The organism is Janthinobacterium sp. SUN026 (genome assembly GCF_030397625.1).
GTDB lineage: Bacteria > Pseudomonadota > Gammaproteobacteria > Burkholderiales > Burkholderiaceae_D > Janthinobacterium > Janthinobacterium kumbetense.
The window spans coordinates 970,284-985,167 of the sequence record NZ_JAPQNU010000001.1; the positions used below are offsets into that span (position 1 = coordinate 970,284).

General features: G+C 62.1%; 13 protein-coding genes. 8 read left to right on the forward strand and 5 right to left on the reverse strand.

What is annotated here, in order from left to right:
- Positions 1-83 precede the first annotated feature (83 nt).
- Positions 84-860 (forward strand): alpha/beta hydrolase, encoded by a 777-nt coding sequence (locus OX459_RS04470; RefSeq protein WP_289903977.1) that lies wholly within the window; start codon positions 84-86, stop codon positions 858-860.
- Positions 861-862: 2 nt separating this feature from the next.
- Here OX459_RS04470 and OX459_RS04475 read toward each other — a convergent pair whose 3' ends face one another.
- Together OX459_RS04475 and OX459_RS04480 are read right to left on the reverse strand one after the other, a co-directional pair.
- On the reverse strand, positions 863-1,651 hold the full coding sequence (locus tag OX459_RS04475) for a hypothetical protein (RefSeq protein WP_289903978.1): 789 nt from the start codon (positions 1,649-1,651) through the stop codon (positions 863-865).
- A gap of 78 nt (positions 1,652-1,729) precedes the next feature.
- Positions 1,730-2,080, reverse strand: coding sequence for a hypothetical protein (locus OX459_RS04480; RefSeq protein WP_099668403.1), 351 nt, complete (start codon positions 2,078-2,080; stop codon positions 1,730-1,732).
- A 221-nt stretch (positions 2,081-2,301) separates the two neighbouring features.
- On the opposite strand from OX459_RS04480, the gene OX459_RS04485 reads away from it, so the two are divergent.
- From OX459_RS04485 to coaD, 5 genes are all read left to right on the forward strand, one after another.
- Positions 2,302-2,763 (forward strand): Hsp20 family protein, encoded by a 462-nt coding sequence (locus tag OX459_RS04485; RefSeq protein WP_289903979.1) that lies wholly within the window; start codon positions 2,302-2,304, stop codon positions 2,761-2,763.
- A gap of 283 nt (positions 2,764-3,046) precedes the next feature.
- Positions 3,047-4,561, forward strand: coding sequence for a Do family serine endopeptidase (locus OX459_RS04490; RefSeq protein ID WP_289903980.1), 1,515 nt, complete (start codon positions 3,047-3,049; stop codon positions 4,559-4,561).
- 51 nt (positions 4,562-4,612) lie between these two features.
- Complete coding sequence (locus OX459_RS04495; protein ID WP_034783312.1) at positions 4,613-5,272, forward strand: response regulator transcription factor; 660 nt, start codon at positions 4,613-4,615, stop codon at positions 5,270-5,272.
- Between the two features lie 2 nt (positions 5,273-5,274).
- Positions 5,275-6,615 carry an ATP-binding protein gene (locus tag OX459_RS04500; protein ID WP_289904817.1) on the forward strand — a complete coding sequence of 447 codons (1,341 nt, stop codon included), beginning with the start codon at positions 5,275-5,277 and terminating at the stop codon, positions 6,613-6,615.
- An 87-nt stretch (positions 6,616-6,702) separates the two neighbouring features.
- Positions 6,703-7,848, forward strand: a complete 1,146-nt coding sequence (gene coaD / locus OX459_RS04505) for a pantetheine-phosphate adenylyltransferase (protein ID WP_289903981.1) — start codon at positions 6,703-6,705, stop codon at positions 7,846-7,848.
- A gap of 6 nt (positions 7,849-7,854) precedes the next feature.
- Here coaD and OX459_RS04510 read toward each other — a convergent pair whose 3' ends face one another.
- Positions 7,855-8,451 carry a 2-hydroxychromene-2-carboxylate isomerase gene (locus OX459_RS04510; RefSeq protein ID WP_289903982.1) on the reverse strand — a complete coding sequence of 199 codons (597 nt, stop codon included), beginning with the start codon at positions 8,449-8,451 and terminating at the stop codon, positions 7,855-7,857.
- An 86-nt stretch (positions 8,452-8,537) separates the two neighbouring features.
- A complete protein-coding gene (locus OX459_RS04515) occupies positions 8,538-10,736 on the reverse strand; it encodes an OsmC domain/YcaO domain-containing protein (RefSeq protein WP_289903984.1) in 2,199 nt (732 codons plus the stop codon).
- A 196-nt stretch (positions 10,737-10,932) separates the two neighbouring features.
- Here OX459_RS04515 and OX459_RS04520 point away from each other — a divergent pair, with 196 nt between their 5' ends.
- Both OX459_RS04520 and OX459_RS04525 read left to right on the forward strand, forming a co-directional pair.
- Positions 10,933-11,502, forward strand: a complete 570-nt coding sequence (locus OX459_RS04520) for a hypothetical protein (RefSeq protein ID WP_289903986.1) — start codon at positions 10,933-10,935, stop codon at positions 11,500-11,502.
- A gap of 410 nt (positions 11,503-11,912) precedes the next feature.
- Positions 11,913-12,308, forward strand: a complete 396-nt coding sequence (locus OX459_RS04525) for a glyoxalase/bleomycin resistance/extradiol dioxygenase family protein (RefSeq protein ID WP_086136174.1) — start codon at positions 11,913-11,915, stop codon at positions 12,306-12,308.
- 60 nt (positions 12,309-12,368) lie between these two features.
- On the opposite strand, the gene OX459_RS04530 is transcribed toward OX459_RS04525, so the two are convergent.
- Positions 12,369-14,771: a TonB-dependent receptor gene (locus OX459_RS04530; protein WP_289903990.1), complete on the reverse strand. Its 2,403-nt coding sequence runs from the start codon at positions 14,769-14,771 to the stop codon at positions 12,369-12,371.
- Positions 14,772-14,884: the final 113 nt, after the last annotated feature.

Below are 14,884 nucleotides of genomic sequence, written 5' to 3' on the forward strand. Positions count from 1 at the left end.
GCTTGCCAGCCGCCAGCGGCGGCGGCCGGGCGGCGCTACAATGCGCCTTCGGCCGCCCTGCGCGGCAGCTTTGATCTGAGACAATGAAATCCACCCGGCAAGATTTTCCCGGCGCGCACGGCCATGTGCTGGCGGCGCGGCTCGATGCGCCTGACGGCGCCATCCGCGCCTATGCGCTGTTCGCCCACTGTTTTACTTGCGGCAAGGACGTGCTGGCCGCGCGACGCATCGCGCAAGGCCTCACGGAACACGGCATCGCCGTGCTGCGCTTCGACTTCACGGGGCTGGGCGCCAGCGAAGGCGAGTTCGCCGCCACCAATTTCTCGTCGAACGTGGACGACCTGGTCGCCGCCGCTGATTTCCTGCGGGCAAAACATGCCGCGCCGCAATTGCTGATCGGCCATAGCCTGGGCGGCGCGGCCGTGCTGGCCGCCGCGTCGCAAGTGCCGGAAGCCACCGCCATCGCCACCCTGGCCGCCCCCAGCACGCCCGCGTACGTGACGCGCATGTTCAGCGCGCACCTGGAGCAAATCGCCGCCGAAGGCGAAGCGCTGGTGCAGCTGGAAGGGCGGCCCTTCCGCATCCGTCAGCAATTCGTCGACGACGCAGGCAGCCACAGCCTGAAGACCCACATCACCGGCCTGCGCCGCGCCCTGCTGGTGATGCACGCGCCGAATGACACGACGGTCAGCCTGTCGAACGCGATGGAGATATTTACGGCCGCCAAGCACCCGAAAAGCTTCGTTTCGCTCGACGATGCCGACCACCTGTTGACGGGGCGCGACGACGCGGCCTATGTCGCCAACGTCATCGCTGCCTGGAGCGCGCGCTATCTGCAGCCAACGCCTCCTGCTCCATAGTTTCAGCTGCCCGCGGGCGCGGCCAGTTTTTTCCTGACAAGCAGAAACAGGATGGCGCCCAGCGGCAAGGAGGCGACGAATGTCCAGGGCTGGTAGGCGCTGGTGCCGGCGGCAACGCCAAACAGCTGGATGGCGATGGGCAGGAACAGGTATTGTCCCGTCGCCCAGTTGAGCGACAGCCGGCCGAAGCCGATGCTGATGAACAGCAACCAGGGCCATTTCCTGACGGTCAGCCTGCTGCGCAGGCATAACACCAGGGTCGACAGGATCAGCAAGGGAGAGAGGATGGCAGCGCCGAGCACCACGTAGTGGCGCAGCGATTTGCCGCGCAGCGTGAAGGTCGCCTGCTGTTCCAGCGATGCGGTCTGCGGCGCCACGCTCAAGCCCATGATGGTGGCGTCAGTGCCATATTTTCTCAGTGTGATGGTGCTGACGATCCATTTTTCCGGATAGGCATACTCGAAGCTGACACGCAGCAATTGAGGCATATCGCGCTGCTCGATGCGCTGGTAGCCCACCACCTTGACGGACAGGGGTTCGCTTGCCGGGAAGGCGGCGCTCAAGGCGGGCAGCGCCTGGCGGATTTGATCGCCGTTGTTGCCCGGCTCGGTTGCCATGCGTACGTAGTCCAGCTGTTTTTCGCGCAGCAGGTCGCTGTAATGCCGCGCCAGCTGCTGGTCTTGCAGCGGCACTATCTGTTCAAAGTCCTTGATCAGGTCGGATTGTTGGCATCCGGTCAGGATGCAGAGCAGGACAGGCAGGGCGCAGGTGCGCAGAAAGAGCAGGAGCATGGGTAGAGAAAGCAAGGAGACAATGAAAAACGCCGCCCCTGCAGTGGCAGGTGCGGCGCATGCTGGGGCGGAAATGGATCAGTCTTCGTCAAATTCGGCGGATAGATCCTTCCAGCCCTTGCTCACGGCAAAGGCGGAAAATTCCTCGGGTGCTTCCAGGACGATCAGTTTCTTGTCTTGCAAGCCCAGGTCGCCATGGCCGAAGTCGGGGCCTACATAGCCAAGGCTGCGCAGGCGGGCCAGGATGTGGCCGACCAGGGTCTTGTCCTTGCAGGCGCCCGCTTCGAGCGGGGCGGCGAAATCGACGTAGACGTCGATGATGCCGTAGCCTTCGTCGAAGATGCGGATGGCCTTGATGTCGTGGGCACGGCCGGAGCCGTCGGTGGCCTTGAAGGGGCCGCTGAGCTGGATGTCGGTGTCATTGTTCATGCCGCCAGCATACACCAAAAGCCGACCCTGCATGAGGGGTGTCATGCAACCCATCCCTGGATGGGGCATGTAAAAATTTCTTACAAATTCTTTGCCGTCTGGGGCGTTTTTTGCCAATTTCAAGGCCTTGAAAGGGCGTTGGCAGGCCGTATATCGGTAACAGGCGGATGCTCATGGTGAGGTCCGCCCCTCTTATCGCTTTAATGAAAAGGATATTTATCATGCGTACTTTTGACCTTGCTCCCCTGTACCGTTCCGCCATCGGCTTCGACCGCCTGGCGCAATTGCTCAACGAACAGCGCGCCGATGCACAGCCCAGCTACCCGCCCTACAACATCGAACTCGTGTCGGAAGACAAGTACCGCATCGTGATGGCATTGGCCGGCTTTTCGCGCGAAGAGATCGACATCATCACGGAACGCGATTCCCTGCACGTCGCGGGCCGCAAGCAGAAGGATGGCGTCGAGCGCACGTTCTTGCACCGCGGCATCGCTGCCCGCGATTTCGAACAGCGTTTCCAACTGGCCAACCACGTGAAGGTCACGGGCGCCACGTTTGAAAACGGCATGCTGACCATCGACCTGGTGCGCGAAGTGCCGGAAGCGCTGAAACCGCGCAAGATCGAGATCGGCACCACCACTGGCGCCACCGTCAGCACTTTGGAACAGCGTCAGGCAGCCTGATGTGATCTGAGTTGAGCTGATCCCGGCGCCACGCGCCGGCATCGGCGGGAGGGAACAGCGCTTCCCCATGCAGTAAAATACTGGCCGGTCGATCCGGCCAGTGTCACGTCCGGAGCCCGTTCGGGCCGCATTCAGGGCTTCCATTGGTTGCCCATGATACGCAAGATTAAACCCCGCTTAAAGGCGCAAATGCCTGTTTCCAAATGGAAAAATGTTAAGCACAGCCTAAGACTCGTGGCCCACTATTGCATACATCAAAATCTCATTGAATGAGGAGCAATTCATGGAACAGCAAACGAATACCGCATCGCTGAAAATCAAACGCACCGTAGCCGCGCTGGCCGCGATCGGTGTGCTGGGCGCCGGTGGCGCCATGGTGATGCATCAGAACAATGCCGGCGCGAATGCCACCGCAGGCACTCCCGCCGCACCCGTGGCCGCCGCCGTGGCGCCTGCAGCAAGCGCGCCGCTGGTGGCCTTGCCCGACTTTAGCCAGATCGCCGCGCGCAACAGCCCGGCCGTCGTCAATATCAGCGTCACGGGCAGCACCAAGGTGGCGTACGATCCATCGGCCCAGGCCGGTAATGACGACTTCGGCAACGACCCCTTCCTCGAATTCTTCCGCCGCTTCCAGGGCCCGCAAGGCGGGCAGCGCGGTGGCCGCGACGTGCCCACGCACGGCCTCGGTTCCGGCTTCATCGTCAGCCCCGACGGCATCATCATGACGAATGCCCACGTGGTGCGCGATGCGCGCGAAGTGACCGTCAAGCTGAACGACCGCCGCGAATTCCGCGCCAAGGTGCTGGGCACGGATCCGAAGACGGACATCGCCGTGCTGAAGATCGACGCCAACAACCTGCCCATCGTGCCGCTCGGCCATTCCAGCGACTTGAAAGTGGGCGAATGGGTACTGGCCATCGGTTCTCCTTATGGCTTCGACAGCACGGTAACGGCTGGCGTCGTCAGCGCCAAGGGCCGTTCCTTGCCGGACGACAGCAATGTGCCGTTCATCCAGACGGACGTGGCGGTGAACCCCGGCAACTCGGGCGGTCCCCTGTTCAACACGCGCGGCGAAGTGGTAGGCATCAATTCGCAGATCTACAGCCAGACGGGCGGCTTCCAGGGCTTGTCGTTCGCCATCCCCATCGACCTGGCCGGCCGCATCAAGGACCAGATCGTCGCCACGGGCAAGGCCAGCCACGCCAAGCTGGGCGTGACGGTGCAGGAAGTCAACCAGGGCTTTGCCGACTCGTTCAAGCTGGCCACGCCGGAAGGCGCGCTGGTGGCCAACGTGGAGCGGGGCAGCCCGGCCGACAAGGCAGGCCTGAAATCGGGCGACGTGGTGCGCAAGGTGAATGGCCAGCGCATCATCGGCTCGGCCGACTTGCCGGCGCTGGTGGGTACTTCCTTGCCAGGCGACAAGATCAGCATGGATGTCTGGCGTGACGGCAAGATCGTCAGCCTGACGGCAACCCTGGGCAATGCGGCCGACAAGGTGGCCGAAGTGGCGAAGAGCGACAACGCCGCCGGCAAGGTAAAGCTGGGCCTGGCCCTGCGTCCGTTACAATCGGATGAGAAACGCGAGGCGGGCATCAGCGCCGGCCTGCTGGTGGAAGACGCGGGCGGCGCCGCCGCGAATGCCGGAGTGCAGCCGGGCGACGTGCTATTGTCGGTGAATGGCCGTCCCGTCAACACGGTCGAGCAGGTGCGCGACGTGGTGGAAAAATCCGCGAAGTCGGTGGCCTTGCTGATACAGCGCGGCCCCGATAAGATCTTCATTCCCGTGCGCCTCGGTTGATCTGGCGCAGGATGCAAGGTCGATAAAACAGTCAAGATGAAGGAGTAGGGCATGCGCTTATTGCTGGTAGAAGACGATACGATGATCGGCGAGGTGGTGCTCGATTTGCTGCGCGCCGAGCATTACGCGGTGGATTGGGTCAAGGATGGCGACATGGCCGATACGGCCCTGCAGACGCAAACCTACGACCTGGTGCTGCTGGACCTGGGCTTGCCCCGCAAGGATGGCCTCGACGTGCTGCGCTCGATGCGCTTGCGCAAGCTCGACACGCCTGTGCTGGTGGCCACGGCGCGCGACGCCATCGAGCAGCGCATCGCGGGCCTCGACGCGGGCGCCGACGATTACGTCTTGAAGCCGTATGACCTCGACGAATTGCTGGCGCGCATACGCGCCCTGCTGCGGCGCGCCTCGGGGCGGCCGGAACCGATCTTCGAACACCAGGGCGTCTCCATCAATCCGCTGACGCGCGAAGTGATTGCCGAGGGCCATCCGGTCAACCTGTCGGCGCGCGAATGGGCCGTGCTGGAAGCCTTGATCGCCCGCCCCGGCATCGTGCTGTCGCGCGCGCAGCTGGAAGAAAAACTGTACAGCTGGAAGGATGAAGTCAACAGCAATGCCGTGGAAGTGTATATCCATGGCTTGCGCAAGAAACTGGGCAGTGACCTGATCCAGAACGTGCGCGGCCTCGGCTACATGGTGCCCAAGGCATGAGGATGAAGGTCACGGTGACGCATTCGCTGCGCGGCCGCCTGCTGTGGTTTTTGCTGGCGGCCATCATCATGGCGGCCCTGGCGCAAGCCTCGATCGCCTACCGCAGCGCCCTGTACGACGCCGACCAGATCTTCGATTACCACATGCAGCAGATGGCCCTGTCGCTGCGCTCCGGCGCGCCGCTGGCCAACCATGCGCAAGCGTTGCCGGCCGACCCTGTCAACAACGACATGGTGGTGCAGGTGTGGACGCCGGACGGCGTGCAGGTCTTCCGCTCGATCACGCGCGCGGAATTGCCGCAGCGCGCCGTGCTGGGCTTTTCCAACGTGAAAGCCAACGGCACGACGTACCGCATCTTTTCCGTGCAAACCAGTTCCCAGACCGTGCAGATCGCCCAGGACATGGCCGTCAGGAAGCGCATGGCCGGCAGCCTGGCCCTGCGCACGGTGGGGCCCATCGCGCTGATGGCGCCTATTTTGATGCTGGTCGTCTGGTGGGTCGTCAGCGGTTCGCTGGCGCCCGTCTCGCGCGTGCGCAAGCAGGTGGCGGCGCGCCAGGCGGACGATCTGTCTCCCGTCTCGGAAGCGGGCTTGCCCGACGAAGTGCGCCCCCTCGTGCATGAGCTGAACCTGCTGTTCGGGCGCGTAAAAACGGCGTTCGACGCGCAGCAGCATTTCGTTGCCGACGCCGCCCATGAATTGCGCACGCCGCTGGCGGCCCTGAAACTGCAGGTATTGAGCCTGGAACGGGCCGAATCCGAGGAAAAACGCAGCCTGGCGATCAGTCGGGTCAGCGCCGGCATCGAGCGGGCCACGCGCCTGGTCGAGCAATTGCTGGTGCTGGCGCGCCAGGAAGCGAGCGCTGCCAGCGGCGACCAGCTGCAGGCGGTGGATTTGAACGATGTCGTCAAGCGCGCGCTGGGCGACATGGCCGGCATCGCGCAGGCGCGCAAGATCGACCTGGGCCTGCATCACATGGACCCGGCCAAGGTGGCGGGCCAGGCCGATGCGCTCAACATCATGCTGCGCAACCTGGTCGACAACGCCATCAAGTACACGCCGCAGGGCGGCACGGTCGATATCGACCTGCGCGCCAGCCCCGTCGGCGTGACGTTATCGGTGGAAGACAGCGGCCCCGGCATCCCGCCCGAAGAGCGCGAGCGCGTCTTCAGCCGCTTCTACCGCGTGCCCGGCACGGACGCCAACGGCAGCGGCCTGGGGCTGGCCATCATCAAGGCCATCGCCGAACGCCATGGCGCGCGCCTGGTGCTGGACAAATCCGAGCGCCTGGGCGGCCTGTGCGTACGCGTGGAATTCCCGCAAGCCGTGAAAAGAGCATTTTGATCATGATCTTTGGCATGTTGCATTGACGCGCGCGCCGTGGCCCTATATTGTCTGCGAAACAAGCAGAATCAGACCACGGAGCGCAGCATGCAGAAGATCGGATTTTCAGGAACCCTCGACCCCATCACCAACGGCCATATGTGGGTGATCGGCGAAGCGCGTTCGCTCGCCGACGAGGTGATCGTGTTCCTGTCGCAAAACCCCGCCAAGAAGCCGCAATTTCCCGCCGAAGACCGCAAGCGCATCATCGAGCAGAGCGCGCGCGAATGCGGCTGGGACAATGTGCAGGTGGTCATCGTCAAGGGCGACTACACGGCGCGCGCGGCGAAAAAGCATGGCTGCGACTACCTGATCCGCGGCATCCGCACGACGGCCGATTTCGACTATGAAAACCTGATCCAGCAAACCAATGTGGACGTGCTGCAGGGCGCCAAGACCATCTTCGTCATGCCGCCGCGCGACCTCGGCTCCGTCAGCTCCAGCTTCGTCAAGGCGCTGGAAGGCCCCGTGGGCTGGAACTGGACCATGAAGAAATTCGTCCCCGGCCCGGCCTATCAGGCGTGGATACTCGACTGCCTGCGCAAGGAGTGGGAAGCGCTGTGGAACTACGCCACCGCGTCCGATGCCGACATCGCGCTGGCTGATCACTGGTTCTCCCACCTGACGGGGCCGCAGGCGTATGGCGGCGCGGACCGCCACTATCACAACCTCGACCACCTGGTGCACGGCCTGTCCGAAATCCGCGTGTGGGCCGACAATACCTATGCGCCCAAGCGCGACAGCGCGCTGGTCAAGAAAGCGTTCTGGTTCCACGACGCCGTCTACAGCCACGACGACGACGCCCTGTATTCCAGCGAAGAGGCGAGCGCCCAGCTGTGGCTGGCCAGCGGCCTCGATGCGGGCGACAACTTTGATGTGGCGCAATTGATACGCGTCACCGACCATTTCCAGGGTCCGGGCATCAGCCATCCGCTGAAAGACGCCATGCTCAGCGCCGACCTGGCCATCCTGGGCCAGGATGACGAGGTGTACCAGGCCTACACGCAAGCCATCGGCCGCGAATACGAGCACGTGGACCCCGTGCGCTTCAACGAGCAGCGGGGCTTGGCCCTGCAGCATTTGTGCGGCAAGGCGCAGGCGGGCCAGCTGTTCGGCGATGCATATTTTGCCAACCAGTACAACGAACGGGCCATTGAAAACATGCAGAAGGAAATCGCGGCGCTGGCCGGTTGATTATCGTCAGGGGAGGGCGGCGGCATGCGCCAGCGCATCGTCCAGCCGGTCGTTGCCCCAGAAGAGTTCGCCGTCGCTGAGGAAGCTGGGCGCGCCGAACAGCTTCAACGCTTGCGCCTGCTCAGTCTGGCGGCGCAGGCGCAGCTTGTTGTCCTGTGTCAAAGCCAGCGCCACGATGGCGCGCGCATCGAGGCCCAGCCCTTCCAAGGCTTCGCTGACGGCTTCGAAGTTGTCGATGTCGCGGTCTTCGGCGAAATTCATCGCCATCATGCGGCGCGCAAACGGGGCGATCCAGCCCTGGTCCGCGCCGACCAGGGCCACGCGCATGGGCAGCAGGGCCGCGCGGGGAAAGGAACTCGGTTGCTGCCATGGCAATGCATACTTTTCGCACTGGCGCGCCATGTCGCGCCACGTGTAGTCGCCCTTGATTTTTTGCAAGACGAACGGCGACGTTTCCCAGCCCAGCGCCTTGAAGACGACGCCCAGCAGGAAGGGTTTCCAGATCACTTGCACCTTCTTTTCATGCGCCAGCGCATCGATGCGCATGGCGCTCAGGTAGCTGTAGTTGCTGCCGAAGTCGAACCAGAATTCCAGTGTGGCCATGGTCTCTTTTCCATGCGGTCGCGCGGGGTTGATTCCTGCGCCGGGGCGCGAAGGCGCGACTACCGCGCCGGCCCCCGCTTGTCGTCCTAGCGGGCCGCCGCCTTGGCGCGCGCCGCGTGCAATTTCTTGAAGCTGTCGATCAGGCGCTGGTGCCGGTCGAGGCCTTCCAGTTGCATGCTGGTCGGGGTCAGGCCGAAGAAACGCACGCTGCCGTCCACCGAGCCCAGCACCGCATCCATACGGGCGTCGCCAAACATGCGGCGGAAATTGACGACGTAATCGTCCAGCTCCAGCTCGTCATCGAGTTCCACTTCCAGCACCACGTTCAAGGCTTGATAGAACAGTTTGCGCTCGAGCGTGTTGTCGTTGTACTGCAGGAAGGTTTCCACCAGCTCTTTCGCTTCCTCGAATTGCTGCAGGACGAGCTGTATCAGCAGTTTTAATTCCAGCGTCGTCAGCTGGCCCCACACCGTGTTTTCGTCAAACTCGATGCCGATCAGGGTGGCGATGTCGCCGTACTCGTCGAGCTCGCTGTTTTCCAGGCGGTCGAGCAAGTCTTCCAGGCTGGCATCGTCCAGGCGGTGCAGGTTCAGGATGTCGGCGCGGAACAGCAGCGCCTTGTTGGTATTGTCCCAGATCAAATCCTCGACCGGGTACACCTCGGAATAACCGGGCACGAGGATGCGGCAGGCGGTGGCGCCCAGCTGGTCATATACGGCCGTGTAGACTTCCTTGCCCATGCCGGCGAGGATGCCGAACAGGGTTGCCGCTTCCTCGGCATTCGAGTTTTCGCCGTGGCCGGAAAAATCCCACTCGACAAAATCGTAATCGGCCTTGGCGCTGAAGAAGCGCCACGAGACGATACCGCTGGAATCGATGAAGTGCTCGACGAAGTTGTTCGGCTCGGTGACGGCTTCGCTGGCAAACGTCGGCTGCGGCAAGTCGTTGAGGCCCTCAAAACTGCGGCCCTGCAGCAATTCCGTCAGGCTGCGCTCCAGCGCCACTTCCAGGCTCGGGTGCGCGCCGAACGAGGCAAACACGCCGCCCGTGCGCGGGTTCATCAGGGTGACGCACATCACCGGATACACGCCGCCCAGCGACGCATCTTTCACCAGCACGGGGAAACCCTGTTCTTCCAGTCCCTGGATGCCGGCCAGGATGCCCGGATATTTCGCCAGCACTTCCTGCGGCACGTCGGGCAGGGCGATTTCGCCTTCGATGATTTCGCGCTTGACGGCCCGCTCGAAAATTTCCGACAGGCATTGCACCTGTGCTTCGACGAGAGTGTTGCCGGCGCTCATGCCATTGCTGACGTACAAGTTTTCAATCAGGTTCGTTGGGAAGTACACGGTCTCGCCATCGGACTGGCGCACATACGGCAGCGAGCAGATGCCGCGCTCCGCATTGCCGGAGTTGGTGTCGATCAGGTGCGAGCCGCGCAGTTCGCCATCGGCATCGTAGATGTCGCGGCAGTAGGCGTCGAGAATCTCCTTCGGCAGCGCATCCTTGCGGCCCGGCTTGAACCAGCGCTCGTTCGGGTAATGGACAAAATCCGCGTTGGCGATGTCTTCGCCCCAGAACGAGCCGGCGTAGAAATGGTTGTTGCTGAGGCGTTCGATATACTCGCCCAGGGCCGACGCCAGCGCGCTTTCCTTGGTCGCACCCTTGCCGTTGGTGAAACACATGGGCGAATGCGCATCGCGGATGTGCAGCGACCACACGTTGGGAATGATGTTGCGCCATGAAGCGATTTCAATCTTGATGCCCAGGCCAGCCAGCAGGCTGGACATATTGGCGATCGTCTGTTCCAGTGGCAAGTCCTTGCCGACGATATAGGTGCTTGCGCCAGGGGCGGGATTCAGGGCCAGCAAGGCCTGGGCATCGGCGTCCAGGTTCTCCACTTCTTCAATGACGAACTCCGGCCCCGCCTGCACCACTTTTTTTACCGTGCAACGGTCGATCGAACGCAGGATGCCCTGGCGGTCCTTGTCCGAGATATCGGCCGGCAACTCGACCTGGATCTTGAAAATCTGCTGGTAGCGGTTTTCAGGATCGACAATATTGTTTTGCGACAGGCGGATATTTTCAGTGGAAATATTGCGCGTATCGCAATACAACTTCACGAAGTAGGCCGCGCACAGTGCCGATGATGCCAAAAAGTAATCGAACGGGCCGGGCGCCGAACCATCGCCTTTATAGCGAATGGGCTGGTCGGCGATGACCGTAAAATCGTCGAACTTGGCTTCGAGACGCAGCTTGTCGAGAAAGTTGACTTTAATTTCCATGAGGTAATCCAATACTGTGCTTATGAGTTAGCCGCTATTATCCGTGCTTTCCGCTGCAGGGCAAAGATTGTTCGCGGCGGCCGTGCTGGCGGGGAGCCGCAGGACTAGGCCGGCAGGGCAGGCAAGGGGCAGGTTCCCCCATGAAGCGGACGGATAAATGTGCGAGGCGATCTGACTGGACATGCGAATAACATTAATGAGACACGGCGAGCCCCGACTCGCCAAAGGGCGCTGGATAGCGCCGCTGCAAATGGGACAGTGGATTAATCTCTACAATCAATCGATCATCAAAGAAGGCGGCATCCCTGCGCAGTGCGCTGCGGCAGCGCTTTCCGCGTCGACCATCGTGGCCAGCACGGCACCGAGGGCATGCTCATCGGCCAGGGCATTGGGTGACTTGCCATTCATGCAAGAGGCGATTTTCTATGAAGCAGGGTTGCCCTTTGCGCTCTGGAAGGCCCCTTGGCTGCCGGCTGAAGCCTGGGCAGCGATTTTTCGCCTGCTCTGGTTGTTCGGTTATGCGCGCGGATCGGACTCGTTGCAGATAACCCGGCGGCGCGCCAGGGCTGCCGCCGAGCGGCTGGTCGCGCTCGCCGCCAGGGCTGCCGCCGAGCGGCTGGTCGCGCTCGCCGCCAGGGGGCCCGTGCTGCTGGTCGGGCATGGCATCATGAATCGATTGATCGGCAAGGAGTTGCAGGCCTTGGGTTGGCTTGCCCGCAACAGGCAAGGCAGCCGGTACTGGAGCATGGGAGTGTATGAGCTGTGAAAGTGAACTGTGAAAACCTGTGACGAATGCGGCAGCCGATACCGTGACGACGCCGAAGGCATGGCCAGCCTGTGCCCGGAATGCGCCTCTGTCATCTATGGCTTGCCACGGTGTGAGCACCTGTTCGAGGCAGGCCGATGCCGGAAATGCCTGTGGGATGGCCGGAAAAGTGACTTTGTGCGAAAACTAGAGCAGCAGGGGCGTTGACGCGATATCCGTGTGTGTGGGGCAGCGTCCATCGGCGGTCACCGGTGTTTTCGTGACAATGCATGAGTTTTTCGGATGGATAATTGGCTATCCTCCATGGGGGCTGCCTGCAGCCACTGCTGGACGGTTGATCGCATCTGGATCTCCTGCCAGCGACCGCTCCGTCATTTTCGCTTTGCCTAACCTGATGCAAGGATGAGCTGATGCAATTATCCAATTATCTTTTCTTTACTACCACTTGCGAACAAGCCTTGGCGTTCTACACGCAATGCGGGCTGGGCAAGATAAGCGATGTCTTGCGCTTTGGCGTGGATGGCATGCCGGTCCATCATGAAGCCATGCGCGGGAAAATCATGCATGCCCGATTCGAAGGACCAGGCGTGTTGTTTTTTGCTTCTGATAATGACGATGCCGAGCCCATGCGAGGGTCCGCACATATTTTGCAAATGCATGACAGGCAGTTAACGAAACAGCTTTTTGACAAGCTGGCTTATCAAGGCGTGGTGACGACACCGCTCGCCATCCAGGTATGGGGCGATTATTACGGTAAATTGACGGACCAGTTCGGGGTGCAGTGGATGCTGAACTGTTCGGCCTAACTAAAAAACAGCGGCTGCCCATGCTGGCGCAGCCGCTGTTTTTTCAGGCGGGCAGAGTGATCAGAACTTCACCCACAGCCGCCCGAAGTAGGAGGCGCCGTTCAGGCCGAACTGCACGCTGTCGTATTTGAAGCCATTGTCCGTCTCGTCCGCGTTTTGCGTGGTGGGCTTGACGTTGAAGATATTGTTGCCGCCAAAGGTCAGCTTAGTGTTCTTGCTGATGCTGTAGGTGAAGCTCAGGTCGGCGGACGTCTTGGCCGCGTAACGGGCATTCGGCACGCCTTCGGCCGTGCCGCTGAAGGTGCCCAGGGTTTGCGGGCCAAAATAAATGATGCGCAAGTCCGATTCCAGCTTGCCCGTGATGTAGTCGAAGCCCAGGGTGGCTTTCGCGCGCGGACCGCCCTGTTCGATGAACAGGCGTTCGCGCTCGGACAGCAGCACGTCTTCAAAGCCCGTCAGCGAGGCGGGCGTCTTGACCTTCGTCACTTCCGTTTTGCTCAAATTCAAGGCCAGGAAGGTGTTCAGGCGGTTGCCGGCCAATTCTCCCTTGTGCGACGCCGTCAGGTCCAGCCCGCGCGTGCGCGTGTCGATGGAATTGACGAAGAATTGCGCCTCGCCCACGCCCAGGAGGGCCAGACGCGCCGCCAGGTCCGGGTAGTTGTCGGCATTGAAACGGCCCGACAGCACGATGCGGTCCTTGATTTTGATGTTGTACAAGTCTGCCGTGACGGAAACGGCTTGCGTCGGCGTCCAGGTGGCACCGAAGGTAAAGCTGGTGGATTTTTCCTCTTTCAACTTCGGAATGCCGGCCGCGTTGGCGACGGCGCCGCCGTTCGGCGCCAGCACCACGTCTGTGGGCACGCCGCCGATGAAGTCCGTGAAGGTGGACGAGAAATACACTTGTTGCAACGATGGCGCGCGGAAACCCGTGCTGGCCGAACCGCGCAGCAGCACGTTGGGCGCCACTTTATAGCTGGCGGCCAGCTTGCCCGTCACGGTGGAGCCGAAATCGCTGAATTTCTCATAGCGCAGGGCCGCCTGGGTTTTCAGGCGCTCCGTCCAGTCCAGTTCCACGTCGCCATACGCGGCGATGCTGTGGCGCTTGGCCTTGGTGGCGTCGCCGGGCTGGAAGCCGGGAAAGCCCTGGCTGCCCGCATTGCCGCCCACGCCCACGCCGTCGGCGTCGTTGTAGGAGCCCGGTTCGCCAGCCATGATCTTGTATTCCTCGCTGCGGTATTCGGCGCCGAAGGCCACGTTCATGCCGCGCATCACCGTGTCGTAGTAGCGGCTGAAGTCGGCGTTGCTGGTCAGTTGCTGGAACGAGAAGCCGCCCGCATCGAAACGGCTGGGGCTGACGCCCTTGCCGCCGTTCATCAGGTCAAGGTTGGCGATCGAGGCATTCAGCGTGTTGCTGATGTCGTAGCGCATCTTGTTGTAGCCATAGGTTTGCGAAAAGTCAGCATGCCATTCGCCGATCTGGCTGCGGTGGCCGATGGTGGCGTACTGGTCGTCGATCTTGCCATTGATGAAAGGCACGAAACCATCCGGATACATGGCGGCCGAATTGCGCGATGGAATGTCGTCGCTGCCGATGCCGCCCCGGCCGAATGCGGCGCTGGACGCGTCGCGCGTCTGCGCGCCGGCCGTGAAGTACAGCTTGCCCGTGGGGCTGGTGGCGTAGTCGCCATTCACGTACAGGGTCTTGTTCTTGGACTTGGTGTCGCCGATGATGCGCATGCTGTCCGCATCGGCCCGGTTCGAGCGGCCGCGGTCCAGGTATTCGCCCGTGATGGCCAGGGTGCCCTTGTCGCCCAGCGCGATGCCGCAATAGGCGGAGGTCATGTAATTCTTGCCGTCGCCTGCGGAATACTGGCTGTAGCCGGCCACGGCTTCGCAGCCCAGGCTTTTCTTCAGTTCGATGTCGATCACGCCGGCAATGGCGTCCGAGCCGTACTGGGCGGCGGCGCCGTCGCGCAGCACTTGCACGTTCTTGATCGCCAACAAGGGAATCGCATTCATGTCCGTGCCCGTGTTGCCGCGGTTGCGCGCGCCGAACAGGTTGACGAGCGCCGTCGTGTGGCGCCGCTTGCCGTTCACCAGCACGAGGGTCTGGTCGGAACCGAGGCCGCGCAGGGCGGCTGAATCGATCAGGTCGGCCCCATCGGCGCCCGTCTGGCGCGTGGAATTGAACGAGGGCGAGATGTATTGCAGCGATTGCGCCAGATCAAACTGGCCGCCTTGCTCGGCCACCTTGGAAATGGGAATGATATCGACCGGCACCATGGTATCCGTGGCGGAACTGGCGACCCGGCGCGAGCCGACCACGCTGACCGTTTGCACGGGGCCTTCCGTGGCGGCCGCTTCCGTGTTCTGGGCCATGGCGGCAGGACTGAAAACGGCCAGGGCGGCGCTGCCGTACAGGCTGATGAGGATGGCTTGACGCAAGGTGGTGAGGGTCGGCACGCAGTATCTCCAAGTGGCTGATGAGCAAGATTCGTGACTTGATTCTAGTGCCATCATTTCAGCATTCACCAGCGATACTTTGTTTTGTTATTACAAATTTGCTGTAACTGTTG